This window comes from Rhizobium sp. 05L429 (genome assembly GCF_056397645.1).
The window spans coordinates 143,851-161,249 of sequence record NZ_JBFTNV010000003.1 but is presented as its reverse complement, the minus strand read 5'-3'; the positions used below and the strand labels follow the sequence as shown (position 1 = coordinate 161,249).

The 17,399-nt window shown below is 60.9% G+C and carries 15 protein-coding genes; 10 read left to right on the top strand and 5 right to left on the bottom strand.

What is annotated here, in order from left to right:
• Positions 1–88: 88 nt before the first annotated feature.
• The 4 genes from AC1DNW_RS04045 to AC1DNW_RS04030 form a co-directional block, all read right to left on the bottom strand.
• The gene (locus AC1DNW_RS04045) at positions 89–1,036 is read right to left on the bottom strand and encodes a D-ribose ABC transporter substrate-binding protein (RefSeq protein WP_113308928.1); all 948 of its coding nucleotides are present in this window, start codon (positions 1,034–1,036) and stop codon (positions 89–91) included.
• A gap of 108 nt (positions 1,037–1,144) precedes the next feature.
• Positions 1,145–2,197 (bottom strand): ABC transporter permease, encoded by a 1,053-nt coding sequence (locus AC1DNW_RS04040; protein WP_113298769.1) that lies wholly within the window; start codon positions 2,195–2,197, stop codon positions 1,145–1,147.
• Positions 2,198–2,220: 23 nt separating this feature from the next.
• Entirely contained in the window at positions 2,221–3,765 is a 1,545-nt protein-coding gene (locus AC1DNW_RS04035; protein WP_113298770.1) for a sugar ABC transporter ATP-binding protein, read from the bottom strand.
• A complete protein-coding gene (locus AC1DNW_RS04030) occupies positions 3,762–4,418 on the bottom strand; it encodes a DUF2291 domain-containing protein (RefSeq protein WP_113298771.1) in 657 nt (218 codons plus the stop codon). Before AC1DNW_RS04030 ends, AC1DNW_RS04035 begins: the two co-directional genes overlap by 4 nt.
• An 812-nt stretch (positions 4,419–5,230) precedes the next feature.
• On the opposite strand from AC1DNW_RS04030, the gene AC1DNW_RS04025 reads away from it, so the two are divergent.
• From AC1DNW_RS04025 to derI, 7 genes are all read left to right on the top strand, one after another.
• The gene (locus tag AC1DNW_RS04025; protein WP_477851984.1) at positions 5,231–6,802 is read left to right on the top strand and encodes an FGGY family carbohydrate kinase; all 1,572 of its coding nucleotides are present in this window, start codon (positions 5,231–5,233) and stop codon (positions 6,800–6,802) included.
• Positions 6,803–6,837: 35 nt separating this feature from the next.
• Positions 6,838–8,349 (top strand): glycerol-3-phosphate dehydrogenase, encoded by a 1,512-nt coding sequence (locus AC1DNW_RS04020; protein ID WP_477851982.1) that lies wholly within the window; start codon positions 6,838–6,840, stop codon positions 8,347–8,349.
• Positions 8,350–8,359: 10 nt separating this feature from the next.
• A complete protein-coding gene (locus AC1DNW_RS04015) occupies positions 8,360–9,292 on the top strand; it encodes a sugar phosphate isomerase/epimerase family protein (RefSeq protein WP_477851980.1) in 933 nt (310 codons plus the stop codon).
• A 69-nt stretch (positions 9,293–9,361) separates the two neighbouring features.
• Entirely contained in the window at positions 9,362–10,297 is a 936-nt protein-coding gene (locus AC1DNW_RS04010; RefSeq protein ID WP_113298775.1) for a sugar-binding transcriptional regulator, read from the top strand.
• A gap of 93 nt (positions 10,298–10,390) precedes the next feature.
• Entirely contained in the window at positions 10,391–11,167 is a 777-nt protein-coding gene (locus tag AC1DNW_RS04005; protein WP_113308933.1) for a DeoR/GlpR family DNA-binding transcription regulator, read from the top strand.
• A complete protein-coding gene (locus AC1DNW_RS04000) occupies positions 11,164–11,949 on the top strand; it encodes a triose-phosphate isomerase (protein WP_477851979.1) in 786 nt (261 codons plus the stop codon). Before AC1DNW_RS04005 ends, AC1DNW_RS04000 begins: the two co-directional genes overlap by 4 nt.
• The gene (derI, locus tag AC1DNW_RS03995) at positions 11,946–12,401 is read left to right on the top strand and encodes a D-erythrulose-4-phosphate isomerase (RefSeq protein WP_113298778.1); all 456 of its coding nucleotides are present in this window, start codon (positions 11,946–11,948) and stop codon (positions 12,399–12,401) included. The genes AC1DNW_RS04000 and derI overlap by 4 nt, the downstream gene beginning before the upstream one ends.
• A gap of 236 nt (positions 12,402–12,637) precedes the next feature.
• On the opposite strand, the gene AC1DNW_RS03990 is transcribed toward derI, so the two are convergent.
• Complete coding sequence (locus AC1DNW_RS03990) at positions 12,638–13,312, bottom strand: SGNH/GDSL hydrolase family protein (RefSeq protein WP_477851978.1); 675 nt, start codon at positions 13,310–13,312, stop codon at positions 12,638–12,640.
• A 106-nt stretch (positions 13,313–13,418) separates the two neighbouring features.
• On the opposite strand from AC1DNW_RS03990, the gene AC1DNW_RS03985 reads away from it, so the two are divergent.
• Genes AC1DNW_RS03985 through AC1DNW_RS03975 form a run of 3 tightly spaced genes read left to right on the top strand, consistent with a single transcriptional unit; the run spans position 13,419 to position 17,390 of the window.
• Positions 13,419–14,450 carry a LacI family DNA-binding transcriptional regulator gene (locus tag AC1DNW_RS03985; RefSeq protein ID WP_477851977.1) on the top strand — a complete coding sequence of 344 codons (1,032 nt, stop codon included), beginning with the start codon at positions 13,419–13,421 and terminating at the stop codon, positions 14,448–14,450.
• 26 nt (positions 14,451–14,476) lie between these two features.
• Positions 14,477–16,078 (top strand): FAD-dependent oxidoreductase, encoded by a 1,602-nt coding sequence (locus AC1DNW_RS03980; RefSeq protein ID WP_113508145.1) that lies wholly within the window; start codon positions 14,477–14,479, stop codon positions 16,076–16,078.
• 40 nt (positions 16,079–16,118) lie between these two features.
• Positions 16,119–17,390, top strand: a complete 1,272-nt coding sequence (locus tag AC1DNW_RS03975) for an ABC transporter substrate-binding protein (RefSeq protein WP_113298781.1) — start codon at positions 16,119–16,121, stop codon at positions 17,388–17,390.
• Positions 17,391–17,399: the final 9 nt, after the last annotated feature.

The window sequence follows — 17,399 nt, the reverse complement described above, 5'->3', positions numbered from 1 at the left end:
TTGCCATGCCAAGGCAAAGAAGGCGAAAGCGGCTTGATGCGATTGAAAGGGTCGAGGAGGGCGCCCGGGTTGGGCGCCCTCGTTTTCACTACTGGGCCAGAACGAACGGGCCGGTATACTTGTCGATATTGTCCTTGGTGATCAGCAGGCAATCGAACAGCTGCTTTTCACTCTTGGCGCCGGTGCTGCCCGTCTTGATGACGCTGTCAGCCTGCTTTACGGCCTCTTCGGAGAAGACGGCAACGGGCTGCAGGACGGTGTACTGTAACTCGCCTGCCTTGATCGCTGCGACCGCATCCGGCGAGCCGTCGAAACCGCCGACCTTGATATTGGCGAGCTTGCCGGCTTCTTTCAGCGCTGCGATGGCGCCGAGCGCCATTTCGTCATTGCCGGAGATTACGCCGATAATGTCAGGGTTGGCCTGCAGCATGGACTGCATCTTGTTGTGACCCTGGGTGCGATCCCAGTTGGCGACTTCCTTGGCGACCTTCTGAAGATCGGGATACTGTGTCAGGACGGTTTCGTAGCCGTTGGAGCGCGTGGCGGCGTTGTTGTCAGACGGTGCGCCCAAGAGTTCGGCATACTTGCCCTTGTCGCCTACCGCTTCGACCCACTGCTGCGCGCCGATCGCGGCGCCCTGGGCGTTGTTCGAAACGAGCTGCGCCTTGGCGAGGCCTTCCTGGTTGATTTCGGCATTGACGAGAATGACCGGGATACCGGCGGCAACCGCCTTCTTGATCGCGCCGACCGAGCCATCGGCATTGGCCGGATCGAGGATGATGGCAACCGACTTGTTGGTGATGGCCGTGTCGATCAGGTTGCTTTCGGTGTTGGTGTCGCCCTTATGCGCACTGACCGAGGCGGTGTAGCCGAGCTTTTCGGCCGTCGCCTTGGCGACGTTGCCCTCCGTCAGCCAGTAGGGGTTGGACGGATCGTTGACGATGATCGTCATCTGGCCTGCTGCCCAGGCGGAGCTGACGAGGATCGGGGCGACAGCCGCGGCTGCCAGAAGAATGCGCATGCCTTTTTTAAACATAGTCTCTCTCCCATTTGTGAGTTCAGATGCTGCCGGAAACCGGCGGTGCTTTCCGCGATCGACTTTTGGAGACCCAGCCGCCGTCGTGGACAAGTTCTGCTGCGGACGTCAGGACGATTTTGTCCGGCGCCCGTATTGGATGCTGTTCATGAGGACTGCGAGGACGATGACTGCGCCCGTGAATACGGTTTGCCAGTAAGCCGAGACGCCGATGATGACGAGGCCGTCGGACAGGAAGCCAATGACGAAGGCGCCGAGCATCGTTCCGCGCACCGTGCCGCGACCGCCCGTCAGCGCCGCGCCGCCGATGACGACGGCTGCGATCGCCGTCAATTCGTAGGTCGTGCCCGCCGTCGGACCGGCAGAGGTCAGCTGCGACGACAGGACCAGACCGGCAATTGCCGCGCAGACGCCCGAAAGGACGTAGACGATGACCTTGACGCGCTTGACCGGCACGCCCGAGAGATCGGCTGCGCGCTCGTTGCCGCCAGAGGCGTAAAGCCAGCGGCCGAAAGCCGTGCGGCTCAAGACGATGCCGCAGATGATCGCGAGCACGGCGAGCACGATGACGCCGATCGGAATGCCCGCGAGACGATTGAAGCCGAGCCAGTCGAAGCCGGTATTGCCAAGCTCCGGGCGGCCGCCGAGATTGTTGTAGGTCAGGCCATTGGTCATCAGCAGGGCAATGCCGCGGGCGACATAGAGCACGCCAAGCGAGGCGACGAAGGCCGGAACCTTCAAGTAGGCGACCAGCACGCCATTGACCGCGCCGACGACGGCGCCGACAGCGCAGGTGATCACCACCACGGCCCAGACCGGCGGATAAAGAATGACGCCGAACGAACTCAGCGTCACGCCCTGCATGAGGAAGCCGGCAATGCAGCCGGCAAGCCCGAGCGTCGAGCCGACCGAAAGATCGATGCCACCATTCAGGATCACCAGCAGCATGCCGATCGCCAGGATGCCGAAGATGGCAACATGCGAGGCCATCGTCAGGAAGTTGCTCAGGCTGAAGTAATAGGGTGACAGGAAGGAGAAGACCGCGATGATGACGATCAGCGCGAAGAAGGCGCGGCCTTCCAGGATCAGCCGCACGAAATTGGTGTTGCGCTTCTGCCCGTTGGAAACTGTTTTCTTTTCTGCGATATCAGTGACTGACATAATCAGTGCTCCATAGTTCCGGGCTAGTGCGCGACCGTGGCTTCGCCGGAGGCGGCCATGATCTTTTCCTTGGTGACGTCAGCACCGAATTCGGCGGAGATTCGGCCGCGATGCATGACGATGATGCGGTGCGCAATGCTCAGGCATTCGTTGACTTCGGAGGTCGAATAGACGACGGCAAGGCCCTGCCTGGCGCGTTCGGCGAGCAGCTTGAAGACCTCCGCCTTGGCGCCGATGTCGATACCGCGGCTCGGTTCGTCGAGAAGAATGACCTTGGGTTCGGTCGCCAGCATCTTTCCGATGACCACCTTTTGCTGATTGCCGCCAGACAGCGAACCGATTGGAGCTTCTCCCCCATCGGTCTTGACGTGCACCTTGCGGATGGAGGCATCGACAAGTTCGCGCTCGCGACGCCCGGATGTGAAGAGCCCCTTCGTGAATGCGCCGATGCTGGCGAGCGACAGGTTGGAGCCGACCGTCATCGTCTGGACGAGGCCGTCGCGTTGACGATCCTCGGGCACCAGCACCAGGCCGCTTGCGATGCGCCCGGCGATGCTCAAGTGCCCGACATCCCGTCCTTCGAGCCGAATGCTTCCGCCGCTTGCGCGCAACCGTCCGGCTACGCATTCCAGAAGCTCGGTGCGTCCGGCGCCCATCAGGCCGTAGATGCAGACAACCTCTCCGGCGCGCACGTCAAGCGACAGGCGATCGACGGAATTGAAGTTCGACCCGGAGGGGCCGGGAACCGTCAGATTGTCGATCGATAGCGCAGCCTTGCCGAATTCATAGCCTTCGGGCGGGTTGCCGAGATCGAAATTGTCGCCCACCATGTTGCGGACGATCCATTCGAGATCGATGTCCTTGCGTTGCGCATAGGCTGTCATGGTGCCATCGCGCAGGACGACGGCGTGGTTGGTGATCTGCAGCGCTTCTTCAAGGTGATGCGAGATGTAGACGATCGACACGCCGCGATCGGTCAGATCGTGGATGACTTTGAAAAGCACTTCGACTTCGGTGGCGCTGAGCGCCGAGGTCGGCTCATCCATGATCAGGATACGCGAATTGACAGATAGCGCCCGGGCAATTTCGACGATCTGCTGCTGGCCGAGACGCAGATCCTCCACCTTTGTCAGCGGATCGATCTCTTCTTCGAGTTCTTCCATCAAGATGCGCGTCTGGCGCTCTTCTTCCGCAAAATCGACCACGCCGCCTTTGATGATCTCGCGGCCCATGAAGATGTTGTCGCGCACGCTGAGATTGGGTGCGAGGCTGAGCTCCTGGTGAATGATCGAGATGCCGCATTCGCGCGCATGGGTCGAGGAGCTGAAACTGATCGGCGCGCCGTCGAGAACGATCGCGCCCGACGTCGGTTGGACGACGCCCGAAAGGATCTTCATCAGCGTCGACTTGCCCGCCCCGTTCTCGCCGAAGAGCGTCGTCACCTGTCCGCGATGGATATCGAAATTGACGCCCTTGAGAGCATGCACATTGCCATAGGATTTGGCGATGTTGCGGGCAGCCAGAACCACCTCGCCAGGGGCTTCGGATGTGGAGATTGCCTCGCTCATTTGACGTCGACCTTGACCGGAGTTACGAGCCAGTTTTTCGGGTTGATCAGCTTGAACACGCCGACGACGGTTGCCGTCTTGCCATCGAGCTGGTCCGGATCGAGACCGGCGAATACGGCTTTCTTCATCTCGTTGTTGATGGCCGACCCGGCGTCCTGATACTGAATCTGATTGGTGAACTGGCCGAATTGGATCGTGCCCGTGGCATCGCGGAGGTCCGTGCCATTGACCGCAGGACCGGTCTGGACACGGACCACCGTCTCGGGAGGCAAGCCGTCGATCTTCATTTCATTGGTATTGGATTTGCGCGCGCCGAAGGTGCCGGTCAGCGTCACGGGCAAGACCGGACCGGTGCTCGTGGCAACGCCATATTTCTCGCCGGCAGCCTTCTTGTCCGCCACGATCGCCGTTGCCAGCTCAGATGCAGCCACGGCTCTCTTCTCGACATCCGCCTGGATCTGCGGAAACTGCTCGGCGCCGAAGGTTTCCGGAGAAAAGACCTGCTGCCTTACATCACTCGCTGAGCCGATCTTGACGACCTTGGTGTCGAGCGCGATTGCGCCGATGACCACGATTGCCGCAACGGCGCTGACGATGATCTTCAAATTGCCTTTGCCTGGCGCGGATGCTGCGTGAGCGGGCTGGGTGTTCATTGCTGGCGACCTCTGCGGCTGGTCGGATTTATGTCAAAAAGGGGGAAAATGGCGAAAGCCTCACGGCTGCTTCATCGAAGACGGCACGCTTCGAAAACCGCATTGCAATGCGAAAGCCTGTCAGGCCGATTCACGCCAGCGGCGTGATGATGAGCGAAAAAAATGCGCATCCGAACCTCCTTCATGCCGGACCGGCGCTTGTCTCCTCCAATCGCCTGGACCGCAATTCCTTTCAGCAGGGATGCCTGCGTGATAGGTAAATGGTGTTTATGCCAAAAATCATGTTATCAAATCGTTCGTCTGTCAACAGGTGTTTTCTGCTCTCATGCCGACAATGTGTGGCTAACAGCCTGCTTATTGGAATGGAAAAGAACGCGATCTTGAGCGCGCGCTCCAAGTGAGGAGGCATGCGCCCATTCCAATATATTGAACTAGATAATTGATTTAAAATGATAAAATAATTCGAAGCGGGTGCCGGTAGCGCGTGGCCGCCGCTGGAAAGGGGCCAGTCCGCGATCGCCGCGCATCGCATCCGTGGGTTCAATTTTATCTGAAAAAAATTTCATTGCGAGAAAAATCTTACTGGCGCAATGATATCTTTGTGTTATCTTTTTGATGAGCCCATGGAGCTTTCGAAAAGCATCGGATCTCAAGATCCCGCGGGGCGCGACTATGCGCCGGCGAACTTGCCCGTGGATTCGAAATGTGGTCGCCTGTGCCCTTTGCTGGCTGTACCGACCGGGAGGATATGAGACATGAAATCGACGCGCGTTTTGCCCCTCGCGACGCTCGACGTTGCCGGATAATCTGCGATGGACGTTAGCCACCAGGTCATCATCGGCATCGATGCGGGAACATCGGTCATCAAGGCGGTCGCCTTCGACCTTTCCGGCCGTCAGATCGCCGCCGCATCCGTTCGCAACAAATATTCAAGCGGCGCCGATGGCTCGGCTACGCAATCGCTCGCCCAGACCTGGCAGGATTGCGTCGGTGCGCTTCGCGGGCTGGGCGAGAAGCTTGAAGATCTTGCATCGCGCACCGCCGCAATTGCGGTGACGGGGCAGGGCGATGGAACATGGTTGGTCGGCTCCGGAAATCAGCCTGTCGCTGATGCCTGGCTTTGGCTTGATGCCCGCGCCGCGCCGACCGTGGTTTCACTTGCCGGCCAGGAAACGGACAGGGCGCGTTTCGAACAGACCGGCACGGGACTAAATACCTGCCAGCAGGGCGCGCAGCTCGCTCACATGGATCGGGTAGTGCCGGAGCTTCTGGACCGGGCGGAAACGGCGCTGCACTGCAAGGACTGGCTCTACCTCAATCTTACCGGTGTGCGGGCGACAGACCCTTCGGAGGCAAGCTTCACCTTCGGTGATTTCAGGACACGGCGATATTCGGCTGTCACCATTGACGCGCTCGGGTTGACGCATCGCCGCGCGCTTCTGCCCGATATTGTCGATGGAACAGAAATCAGCCATCCGCTGACGGCGGAAGCGGCGCAGGCCTGCGGCCTGCTGGCCGGTACGCCGGTCAGTCTCGGTTATGTCGACATGGTGATGACGGCGCTCGGCGCCGGTGTTCGCAGCGGTGGACGCAACGCTGCCTGTTCGACGATCGGTTCGACCGGCGTGCATCTGCGTGCAAAGCCGGTGGCTGACGTCCATCTCAACCGCGAGGGCACGGGCTACGTCATTGCCCTGCCGATCCCGGGTACCGTTACCCAGGTGCAGACCAATATGGGTGCGACGATCAACATCGACTGGCTGCTGGAGATGGCTGCCTATCTGATGGCGGAGGCCGGAAAGCCTGTCACTCATGCCGAGCTCGTCGGACGGATCGACCGCTGGTTTTCCGAAAGCCAGCCGGGTTCGGTCGTCTATCATCCCTATATTTCCGAGGCCGGAGAGCGCGGCCCCTTCGTCAATGCGCAGGCCCGGGCGGGCTTTTCTGGTCTTTCGGTTCGCCACGGGTTTCCAGACCTCGTTCGCGCGGTAGTCGAAGGGCTGGCGCTCGCGACGCGCGATTGTTACGCCGCCATGGGCGATATGCCGGAAGAGTTGCGCGTCACCGGCGGCGCGGTGCGCTCGAGTGCGCTTCGCCGCTCCCTGGCCGCCTCACTGAAGGTGCCGATCCGCCTGTCCCGCCGTGAAGAGACCGGAGCGGCAGGTGCAGCCATGATGGCTGCTGTGGCGATCGGCGCCTACAAAACAATGGATGACTGCATCGCCGACTGGGTAACGCCGCTGCTCGGCGACGCCGAAGAGCCGATCCGGGAGGAAGCTTCCCGCTTCGACCTGCTTTATTCCGCCTATGCCGATATCCGAAAGGCCATGCCCGCCGCCTGGGAAACACTGGCCAGAGCCGCGGCGATGCCGCCCACAAAATGAATCGCTGATGCAATAGGCATCCGAGGGAGCATGACATGACCGAACCCGAAATCCTGGATCTTTTCGTCATCGGCGGCGGCATCAACGGAGCGGGAATTGCCCGCGACGCCGCCGGGCGCGGCCTGAAAGTCGCATTGTGCGAGAAGGACGATTTGGCACAGGGCACCTCCTCGCGCTCGGGCAAGCTCGTGCATGGCGGCCTTCGCTATCTGGAATATTACGAGTTCCGTCTCGTGCGGGAGGCGCTGATCGAACGCGAGGTGCTGCTCACCGCCGCACCGCACATCATCTGGCCGATGCGTTTCGTGCTGCCGCACAGTCCCGAGGATCGCCCCGCCTGGCTCGTGCGGCTTGGCCTCTTCCTTTACGATCATCTCGGCGGTCGCAAGAAGCTGCCGGGCACCCGCACGCTCAATCTGCTGCGCGATCCAGAAGGCACGCCCATACTCGATCAATATACCCGCGGTTTCGAATATTCGGATTGCTGGGTGGATGATGCCCGCCTAGTCACCTTGAATGCGGTGAGCGCGGCGGAGAAGGGGGCCCTGGTGCTCACCCGCTCGCCGGCGATCTCCGCGCGCCGGGAAAACGGCCAATGGACGATCACGACGAAAAGCAGCACGAGCGGCGAGACGCGGACGTTTCGTGCCAAATGTCTCGTCAATTGCGCCGGCCCCTGGGTAACCGATATCATCAACCGTGTCGCCGGCTCCAATTCCAGCCGCAATGTGCGCCTCGTCAAGGGCAGCCATATCATCGTGCCGAAGTTCTGGGCTGGCTCCAATGCCTATCTGGTTCAGAACCACGACAAGCGTGTCATCTTCATCAACCCTTATGAAGGCGATAAGGCGCTGATCGGTACGACGGATATCGCCTATGAAGGCCGGGCCGAGGATGTGGCGGCCGACGAGGCGGAAATCGAATATCTGCTGAAGGCGGTAAACCGCTATTTCAAGGAGAAGCTGCGCCGCCAGGACGTGCTGCACAGTTTTTCTGGCGTGCGCCCGCTGTTTGACGACGGCAAGGGCAATCCGTCGGCGGTGACCCGCGACTACGTGTTCGACCTTGACGAAACCGGTGGAGCGCCGCTTCTCAATGTCTTCGGCGGCAAGATCACCACCTTCCGGGAGCTTGCCGAACGTGGCATGCAACGCCTCAGGCACGTTTTCCCGAACATGGGTGGCGACTGGACGGAAAAGGCACCGCTGCCGGGTGGAGAGATGCCCAATGCCGACTACGAGACCTTCGCCAACAGCCTGCGTGACACCTATCCCTGGATGCCGCGAAAACTCGTCCATCACTATGGCCGTCTCTATGGCACGCGCACGAAGAACCTGGTTGCCAAGGCAACGGACCTGCAAGGCCTCGGACACCATTTCGGCGGGCAGCTTTACGAGGCGGAAGTCCGTTACCTCGTCGCCACCGAATGGGCCGAGACGGCCGAGGACATCCTCTATCGCCGCACCAAGCATTACCTTCACCTGAGCGAGGCGGAGCGGGCAGCCTTTGCCGACTGGTTTGCTTCATCCCATCTTGCCGCCGCCTGAGGAGGCCTTGATGCCGCTGACGCTTTCGCTGAATACCAATCCGCTGGTGAACCGTTTTGCCGATCCGGACGACCTGATCGAGACGGTGGCGCGAGACCTGCGCATCCGTGATCTCCAGCTGACCCATGAATTCATCAACCCGAGTTGGCAGGCACCGGTCATCCGCCGCCTGACCCGCCAGATGAAGGCGGCGTTGGCGCGCACCGGCGTTCGCGTCACCTCGGGCATGACCGGACCTTATGGACGGTTAAACCATTTCGGGCATCCGGATGCCGAGGTGCGCCGCTATTACGTGGATTGGTTCAAGACCTTCGCGGACATTACCGCCGATCTCGGCGGGCATTCCGTCGGAACGCAGTTTGCAATCTTCACCTACAGAGACTTCGACGACGCGAACCGGCGCGAGGAACTGATCAAGATCGCTATCGACTGCTGGTGCGAAGTCGCAGAGCATGCCAAGGCTGCGGGTCTTTCCTACGTCTTCTGGGAGCCGATGAGCATCGGCCGCGAATTCGGCGACACGATCGAATCCTGCCTTTCGCTGCAGGCTCGACTGACTGCCGCCGATATGGCGGTGCCGATGTGGATGATGGCGGATATCGACCATGGCGACGTCACTTCCGCCAATCCCAACGACTTCGATCCCTATGCCTGGGCGCGGGCCGTGCCGAAGCTATCACCGATCATCCATATCAAGCAGAGCTTGATGGACAAAGGCGGTCACCGGCCGTTCACCGCCGAATTCAATGCCAAGGGCCGAATTCAACCCGCTCCGCTGTTGGACGCTTTCGCGACAGGCGGGGCCGATGACAATGAGATCTGCCTCGAGCTTTCCTTCAAGGAACGTGAGCCGAACGATCGCGAAGTTATCGCGCAGATTGCTGAAAGCGTCGCCTTCTGGGCGCCGCATATCGACACGGGCGCCGCAGACTTGAAGATATGATCCGGCGATTTACAAAGGCTGGTTGTTATCGGGCGGAATCGCCGGCGAAGAAATGGGAAAGGTGCGGCGATGACGGATGCTGATGATACGCTTGCAGTGCGGGCCGCCTGGCTTCATTACGCCGGCGGACTGACGCAGTCTGACGTTGCCCGGCGCCTCGGCATTCCCTCGGTCAAGGCGCATCGGCTGATCGCGCGGGCCGTCGCCGATGGCGTCGTCAAGGTCACGATCGACGGCGATATCGTCGAATGCGTCGAACTGGAGGCGCGTCTCGTCGAGCGCTTCGGACTGCAATATTGCGAGGTCGCGCCCGATCTTGGCGAAGAGGGCCTGCCGCTACGCGCGCTCGGTCATGCAGGCGCTGGCTATCTGAAGCGCGAAATCGAACACGGTGACCACGCAGTCATTGGTCTTGGCCACGGCCGCACGCTTTCGGCTGCCGTTCAATATATGCCGCGGACGACTGCCAAGGATATGCGCTTCGTTTCGCTGCTTGGCGGCCTCACGCGAAACTACGGCGCCAATCCCTATGACGTCATGCACCGTATCGCGGAAAAGACCGGCACACATGCCTATGTCATGCCGGTTCCCTTCTTCGCCAACACCGCCGAGGACCGGGAGGTGCTGAGAGCGCAACGCGGCGTCAAGGAAGTGTTCGATCTCGCCAATGACGCCGACCTGAAGCTCGTCGGCTTGGGGACGGTAGATGCCGAGGCCCAGCTTGTGCTCTCCGGCCTGGTCGAGCCGGGTGAGATCGAGGACATCGCCGCCGCCGGCGGCGTCGGCGAAATCCTGGGTCACTTTTTCAATGCAGATGGGCAGATCCTCGATACGGCACTGACCGGACGAACCCTTTCGGCATCTTTCCCGACGACGAAGAAGGAGCGCCTCGTGGCCCTGGCAGGCGGACAGGCCAAGGTGGCCGCCATACGAGCCATCCTGCGAAGCCGCCGCCTTCACGGGCTCATTACTGATGAACGGACCGCGCAAGCGCTCCTGGATTGATGGTAGCCACATATTTTGGCTCATAATCACACCTAATTATGTTGAAATTCACATTGCAGATGTTATATTGTTATTTAACTGGGATTGAGACGTATGAAACGAGAAGAGCGCCAGCAACTGATCGTCAATCTGCTCGTCGAGGATAAGACCGTCGATGTGGACGATCTTGCCGAGCGCTTTTCCGTCTCGAAGATGACCATTCATCGCGACCTCGACGACCTCGAACAGGCAGGTGTGCTGCGCAAGGTGCGCGGTGGCGCCACGATTGACGCGGGAACACAGTTCGAGAGCGATTTTCGCATTCGCGAACGTCAGGGTGGTGAGGCCAAGGTTGCCATGGCGCAGGAAGCGCTGTTCATGGTCGAGCCCGGCATGACGATCATGGTCAACGACGGCTCGATGGCAGCAGTTTTCGGTGAGATGTTGCTGCAGAAACGCCCGCTGACGGTGATCACCAACAATGCAGCGATCATGGAGCGGTTGAAGGGCGAAAACGGCATAACGCTGATTGCGCTCGGGGGCATCTATTCCGCAAAATTCAACGCCTATTTCGGCGTCGTTACCGAAGAAGCGCTGTCGCGCCTGAGAGCCGATATCGCTTTCATCTCGACGCCGGCGGTCAGCGGCGGGCTCGCCTACCACATGGACGACAATGTCGTTCGCGCCAAGCGGGCGATGATCTCGTCTTCGGCCAGAAGCTGCCTGCTGGTCAACCACCAGCGCATCGGCCACACGGCGTTGCATGTCATGGCGGATCTCGCCGATTTCGACACTATTATCACTGATAGCGCGCCGGCGGCCGCTATCCTCGACGAATTCGATCGGGCGGGCATCAAGCTCACCATCGCTCCGGCACAGGATCAGGCATGACTGAGAAACCGCGCTTCTGGATTGGCACCAGCTGGAAGATGAACAAGACGCTCGAGCAGGCCGAGCATTTCGCCCGCGGGCTCGAGGCGGCCGATGCCGCGCGCGATTCCATCATCCAGCGCTTCGTGATCCCGTCGTTTACCGCCGTGCGAGAGGTCAAGCGCATGCTTGCAAAGACCTCCGTCAAGGTCGGAGCGCAGAACATGCATTGGGCGGACGAGGGCGCCTGGACGGGCGAGGTTTCCCCCTTGATGCTGAAGGATTGCGATCTCGATATCGTCGAGCTTGGGCATTCCGAGCGCCGCGAGTTTTTCGGAGAGACGGATGAGACGGTCGGGCTGAAGACGGAGGCAGCGGTTCGCCACGGTCTGATCCCGCTGATCTGCATCGGCGAAACCCTTGCCGACCGGGAGAGCGGAAAAGCTGCCGAAATCCTTGCAATCCAGGTGCGTGGGGCGCTTTCGAAGCTTTCCGACGTACAGAAATCGGCGGAAATCCTCCTAGCCTACGAGCCCGTATGGGCGATCGGCGAAAAAGGCATTCCGGCAACGGCGGATTATGCCGATGCGCGCCAGGCCGAAATTATCGCAGTCGCCGAAGCGGCGCTCGGGCGGAAAATCCCCTGCCTTTACGGCGGGTCGGTCAATCCGCAGAACTGCGAGGAACTGATTTCGAGCCCGCATATCGACGGGCTCTTCATCGGCCGTTCCGCCTGGAATGTCGAGGGCTATCTCGACATCCTTTCGAAATGCGCCGCCAAACTCCAAGGAGAAAAACGATGAAGCTTGCAATTGCTGGAGACAGCGCCGGCGAAGGTCTCGCCAAGGTGCTCGCCGAACACCTCAAGGGCCGTTTCGACGTCCATGAAGTGTCACGCATCAATGACGGGCTCGACCCGTTCTATGCCAACCTTTCGGATCGTGTTGCCTCGGGCGTGATCGATGGCACCTATGACAAGGCCATCCTGGTCTGCGGCACCGGCATCGGCGTCTGCATCTCGGCCAATAAAGTGCCCGGCATCCGTGCCGCTCTGACGCACGACACCTATTCGGCCGAACGTGCCGCTCTTTCCAACAACGCGCAGATCATCACGATGGGTGCTCGCGTCATCGGAACTGAGCTCGCTAAGTCGATCGCCGACGCATTCCTCGCTCAGACATTCGACGAAAACGGCCGTTCGGCCGGTAATGTCTCCGCAATCGATGAGCTCGACGCGAAATACAGCGCGCGTTGAGAGCAGGACGCAAGCGGCCGGTCATCCGCCGGTCGCTGTGCGCATCAGCCATCACTATCACCTGAGTTCCGGCGATGGGGTGCGGTCGTTGCGCGGGCCTATCACACTATGACCCGTTAGGGTTGCTCGGCCGTGCTATGTGAGTTGATGCGGATCGCCCCGAAATGGCGGATCGGGGGAAGCTTTGCTCTGCGGTGTCACGCGCGATCCAAAGTCGCCTCGATGTGTAAAAAAGCCTAGTCCAATTTCTCATGAACGACGGCATCTCTGAACGCTTCATAGATGACACGATGACCGGCATCGTTGGGATGTGTGAAATCAGGCGAGGCCAGTGGCCCATCGCCATATGCTTTCATCCGTTCATAGACAGGAGCGTAGAAGACGCGAAAACGTTGCGCCAGTTCTCGCACGGTTCGGACGTAGACTTCAAAGCCCTGGCGTGTCTGGCCGGTGAAGCCGGTGCTTCCAACTGAAAAGCCGCCATCTGGAATATAAGGCGGACTGCCGATCGCAAGCCGTTTCGCGTGGCCTGCCTCGATCAGTTTCTCCAGCATATTAGCATAGTCACGACTGAAGTTCTTCGCGTTCATGCTCTCCGGCGCGGCCGCATAGCGCGCGTCGTTATAGCCGTAGAGGATGAGGATCGCGTCGCTATGCGGGCCGTCGAGCAGCGCCCCGGCGAAGCGTTCAGCGCCGTTTCCCGGTCGAGCTTTGCCGTCGGCAAGCAGCGATGCCTGCAGCACTGTCCCCGGGATTGCGTGATTGCGGAGGGGTAATCCATCGACCTCAGCCGCAAACAATGCCGGCCAGGCAAGATGCGGCTGGCTGGCGTTGAGTCCTGCGGTGATGCTGTCGCCGAAGAGGCGGGTTCCGGAAATCCCCAGCAATTTCAAATGCTCTGCGAATGGCATCGATCATCTCACATTTTCGCGCTTGACAGTTGCTCGGTAAATCTTGTTTATACGTATTAGCTGCTAATACGCATTAGCAGTCAAGAGGTGATCGGGAGGAACCGGTGTGGCAGGCACTAAGCGCTTGACGCAGCACGATATTGCGAAACTGGCCGGCGTCAGTCAGGCAACCGTTTCGCTTGTGCTGAACGGTGCGCCGACGGCTTTGGCGCGTATTCCGAAGGAGACCCGCGAGCGCGTCCAGCAGGTCATCCGCACCACGGGATATGTGGCCGATCCGATCGCCCGGCGGATGGCCAAGGGTCTCAATCGCATCCTCGGCGTCTTCACCTACGAGCCGGCCTTTCCAAGCGAGCAGGCGGACTTTTTTGCACCCTTCCTGCTCGGCATCGAGGAAGAGGCGCAGGCGCAGAATTATGACCTGCTCCTCCTGACCGGTGCCGGCGTCGGCCGGGAGCGCAAGATTTTTGCCGACGGTAACCGGCTGCGGATCGCCGACGGCTGCCTCGTCCTCGGCCGCGAATTCGATCGGGCCGAGCTCAAGCGGCTGGTGACTGGCGATTATCCCTTCGTGGCGATCGGCCGACGTGAGGACGCAGGCGGACCCGTTCCCTACGTCGGCGGCGATTACGCCAGCGGTACGCGGGCGCTGGTCGAAAAGGCGCGCGCACTCGGCCATGACCGGCTGGCTTTCGTCGGCCCAAGCGGCTCGGCTGAATCTATCGTTGACCGTTGGCGCGGATTTTCAGGCGCAATCACCGGGGGCGCCGAACTGGTTCTCCATGTTGATGAGGTCGGCCGAGGCGCGGCCGACACGCTCGACGCGATCGTCGCAAGCGGCGCGACCGCCGTCTTCTTCGTCGAATTGGCCGATGCGGTGCGTGTCGAAGCGGCAGCGCGCGAGCGCGGCCTGTCCATTCCTGGCGACTTGTCGGCCGTGGTGCTCGGCAGCCATGTACGGGCCGAGCGCAGCCATGTGCGGTTCACCTCCTTCGATATTCCTCGCGAGGAAATGGGGCGGCAGGCGACCGCCATGCTGGTGCGCCGCATCGAGGCCGCCGCGCCCATCGAACAAATTCTTCTGACCTGCGAACCTGTCGAGGGCGAAACCCTCGGACCAGCAAAGAAACGGACCTGATAGTGATGGACATGGCGGCAAAAGAGATGCGAGCGGATATTCTGGTGGTGGGTGGCGGCCTCGGCGGCGTCGCGGCGGCGCTTGGCGCATGCCGGGCGGGCAAGAGCGTCATCATGACCGAGGAATTCGAATGGATCGGCGGCCAGTCGACCAGCCAGGGCGTGCCTTCCGACGAACATAGCTGGGTCGAGCAATTCGGCATCACGCGCTCCTATCGCAGACTGCGCAACGGCGTGCGGCAATATTATCGCGACAACTATCCGCTGACCGAAGGTGCCCGCGCCTGGGGCGATCTCAATCCCGGCGGCGGCTGGGTAAGCCGCATCTGCGCCGAGCCGCGCGTCAGCCTGGCGGTCATGGAAGCGATGCTGATGCCCTATCGCGGCGCCGGCCGGCTCAGGGTCCTGCAGCCCTATCGTCCCGTCGCTGCCGATGTCGACGGCGACAGCGTGCGCTCCGTCACCGTCCGCCATCGCGATACCGACCGCGAGCTCGTCATCTCGGCCGATTACATCCTTGACGCCACCGAACTCGGCGATCTGCTGCCGATGACCGGCACGGATTATGTGAAAGGCTTCGAGGCGCAGTCCGATACCGGCGAGCCGAACGCTCCCTCCGAAGCGCAGCCCGACAATGTTCAGGCAGTTTCGATCTGCTTTGCAGTCGATTGCGTTGACGGCGATCAGACGATCGACAAGCCTGACAATTACGACTATTGGCGCAAATACCAGCCGCATTTCTGGGGCGGACCACTGCTCGGCTTCACCGCGCCGCACCCGCGCACGCTGGAATCCACCACGCGCAGCTTCACGCCAAATGTCGACGACAATCCACTGCTCGTCGATGCCGATCAGCGCAAGGGTGGCGGCGATGAGAACCTCTGGCTCTTCCGCCGCATCGCGGCACGGCGCAATTTTGAGCCTGGCTTTTACCAGTCCGACATCTGCTTCGTGAACTGGCCGATGATCGACTACATGGACGGAACGATCATCGACGTCTCCGAGCAAGACAAGGCGAGGCATCTGAAGGCGGCCGCCGATCTTTCCTATTCGGTCTTCTACTGGCTGCAAACCGAGGCGCCACGCATCGATGGCGGCCAGGGTTACCGGGGCTTGAGGCTTCGCGGCGACATCACCGGCACCGAACATGGCCTCGCGATGGCGCCCTATATCCGGGAAAGCCGCCGCATCAAGCCCGTCACCCGTATCACCGAGCAGGATCTCTCCCATGCGGTGCGCGGCGAAAAAGGGGCGGTGAATTATCGCGACAGCGTCGGCATCGGCATGTACCGCATCGACCTGCACCCCTCGACCGGCGGCGACAACTATGTCGACGTGCCGTCCTGCCCGTTCGAAATCCCGCTTGGCGCGCTGCTGCCGCAGCGCATGACGAACCTCATTGCGGCCGGCAAGAATATCGGCACCACCCATATCACCAACGGTTGCTACCGCTTGCATCCGGTCGAATGGAACATCGGCGAAGCGGCGGGCATGCTCGCGGCCCACTGCCTCGATAAGGGACTGAAGCCCCACCAGGTCCAGGAAAACGATGTGCATCTTCGCGACTTCCAGCAGGAACTTGTTCGAGAAGGCATCGAAATCCGCTGGCCGGTCATCTCAGCCTACTGAGCACCCATCTGCGCAACCCATCTTTGGAGGAGGAACGGGAATGAACAAGAACAGGACACTGAAATCGGCAATGGCGGCGCTTGCGCTCGCCTTGCCGCTCGCCTGCAGCGGCATCGCCAACGCACAGGATGCCGTCAACCTGCGCATGACCATCTGGAGCGCGGCAGAAGCGCATCTGAAGCTCTTCAACGAGATCGCGGCCGGCTTCAAGAAGGATCACCCCAACGTCACGGTGACCTTCGAGTCGCTGCCGTTCGACACCTATACGACGGCGCTCACCACCCAGATCGCCGGCGGCAATGCGCCTGATCTGGCCTGGATCTTCGAGACGACGGCTTACGACTTCGTCAATTCCGGCGCGCTTTATCCGCTCACCGATACGCTGAAGGCAACGCAGGGCTACAATCTCGACGAGGTAAGCGGGACGGCCACCGAGCGCTGGCAAAAGGACGGCACGCTCTATGCCTATCCCTTCTCCACCTCGCCCTTCGCAGTCTTCGTCAACAACGACCTCATCAAGGCGGCCGGCGCCAAGACGCCCGCCGAGATGATCGCCGCCGGCCAATGGACCTGGGATAATGCGATCGCTACTGCTTCGGCTGTTGGCCAGACGGGTAAAGGCGGCCTGATCGTGCGGGACTTCAACTACCAGATCTGGCAGAATCTTGCCTCGGTCTGGAACGGCTTTGGTGCCGCACCCTGGAGCGCCGACGGCAAGACCTGCATGATGACCGAAAAGCCTATGGTCGATGCACTGACCTTCGTCCATGAGGCGATCTTCGAGAAGAAGGCGATCCCCGGTCCAGGCGAGAATGTCGACTTCTTCGCCGGCAATGCGGCGATGACCATCACCCAGATCAGCCGCGCCTCGCTGCTGCCGAAGGACAAGCCCTTTTCCTGGGATCTCGTGCCGCTGCCGAAGGGACCAGCCGGTGACTATGCGCTGATCGGCCAGGCCGGTATCGGCGTCATGCAATCCGGCAAGAACGCGAAGACAGCCGCCGAATTCGTCGCCTATATGACGAACCCGGAAAATTCGGCCAAGCTCAGCCAGTTCTTCCCCTCGGCCCGCAAGTCGCTGCTCAACGCGGACGTGCTGAAGAAGACCAATCCGCTGCTGACGAGGGAACAGATCGACAAGGTCGTTATCGCCGGCATTGCGACGGGCAAGGTCATTCCTGGCCACACGGGCTTTGCGCAGATCCAGCAGACCGTGCGCTCCGGCCTCGACGCCGTCTGGCGTCCGGATGCCGATGTCGCCGGCACGCTCCAGACGATCTGCGGCCAGATCGGCCCGCTGCTCAAGCGCTGAGGAGATAAG

Bases quoted from the DNA above. Each gene is read 5' to 3' on its own strand.
- AC1DNW_RS04035 (WP_113298770.1), bottom strand. From the start codon at position 3,765: ATGAGCGAGGCAATCTCCACATCCGAAGCCCCTGGCGAGGTGGTTCTG.
- AC1DNW_RS03980 (WP_113508145.1), top strand. From the start codon at position 14,477: ATGCGAGCGGATATTCTGGTGGTGGGTGGCGGCCTCGGCGGCGTCGCG.
- AC1DNW_RS04000 (WP_477851979.1), top strand. From the start codon at position 11,164: ATGACTGAGAAACCGCGCTTCTGGATTGGCACCAGCTGGAAGATGAAC.
- AC1DNW_RS04030 (WP_113298771.1), bottom strand. From the start codon at position 4,418: ATGAACACCCAGCCCGCTCACGCAGCATCCGCGCCAGGCAAAGGCAAT.
- AC1DNW_RS04045 (WP_113308928.1), bottom strand. From the start codon at position 1,036: ATGTTTAAAAAAGGCATGCGCATTCTTCTGGCAGCCGCGGCTGTCGCC.
- AC1DNW_RS03975 (WP_113298781.1), top strand. From the start codon at position 16,119: ATGAACAAGAACAGGACACTGAAATCGGCAATGGCGGCGCTTGCGCTC.
- AC1DNW_RS04010 (WP_113298775.1), top strand. From the start codon at position 9,362: ATGACGGATGCTGATGATACGCTTGCAGTGCGGGCCGCCTGGCTTCAT.
- AC1DNW_RS04005 (WP_113308933.1), top strand. From the start codon at position 10,391: ATGAAACGAGAAGAGCGCCAGCAACTGATCGTCAATCTGCTCGTCGAG.
- AC1DNW_RS04015 (WP_477851980.1), top strand. From the start codon at position 8,360: ATGCCGCTGACGCTTTCGCTGAATACCAATCCGCTGGTGAACCGTTTT.
- derI (WP_113298778.1), top strand. From the start codon at position 11,946: ATGAAGCTTGCAATTGCTGGAGACAGCGCCGGCGAAGGTCTCGCCAAG.
- AC1DNW_RS04040 (WP_113298769.1), bottom strand. From the start codon at position 2,197: ATGTCAGTCACTGATATCGCAGAAAAGAAAACAGTTTCCAACGGGCAG.
- AC1DNW_RS04020 (WP_477851982.1), top strand. From the start codon at position 6,838: ATGACCGAACCCGAAATCCTGGATCTTTTCGTCATCGGCGGCGGCATC.
- AC1DNW_RS03990 (WP_477851978.1), bottom strand. From the start codon at position 13,312: ATGCCATTCGCAGAGCATTTGAAATTGCTGGGGATTTCCGGAACCCGC.
- AC1DNW_RS04025 (WP_477851984.1), top strand. From the start codon at position 5,231: ATGGACGTTAGCCACCAGGTCATCATCGGCATCGATGCGGGAACATCG.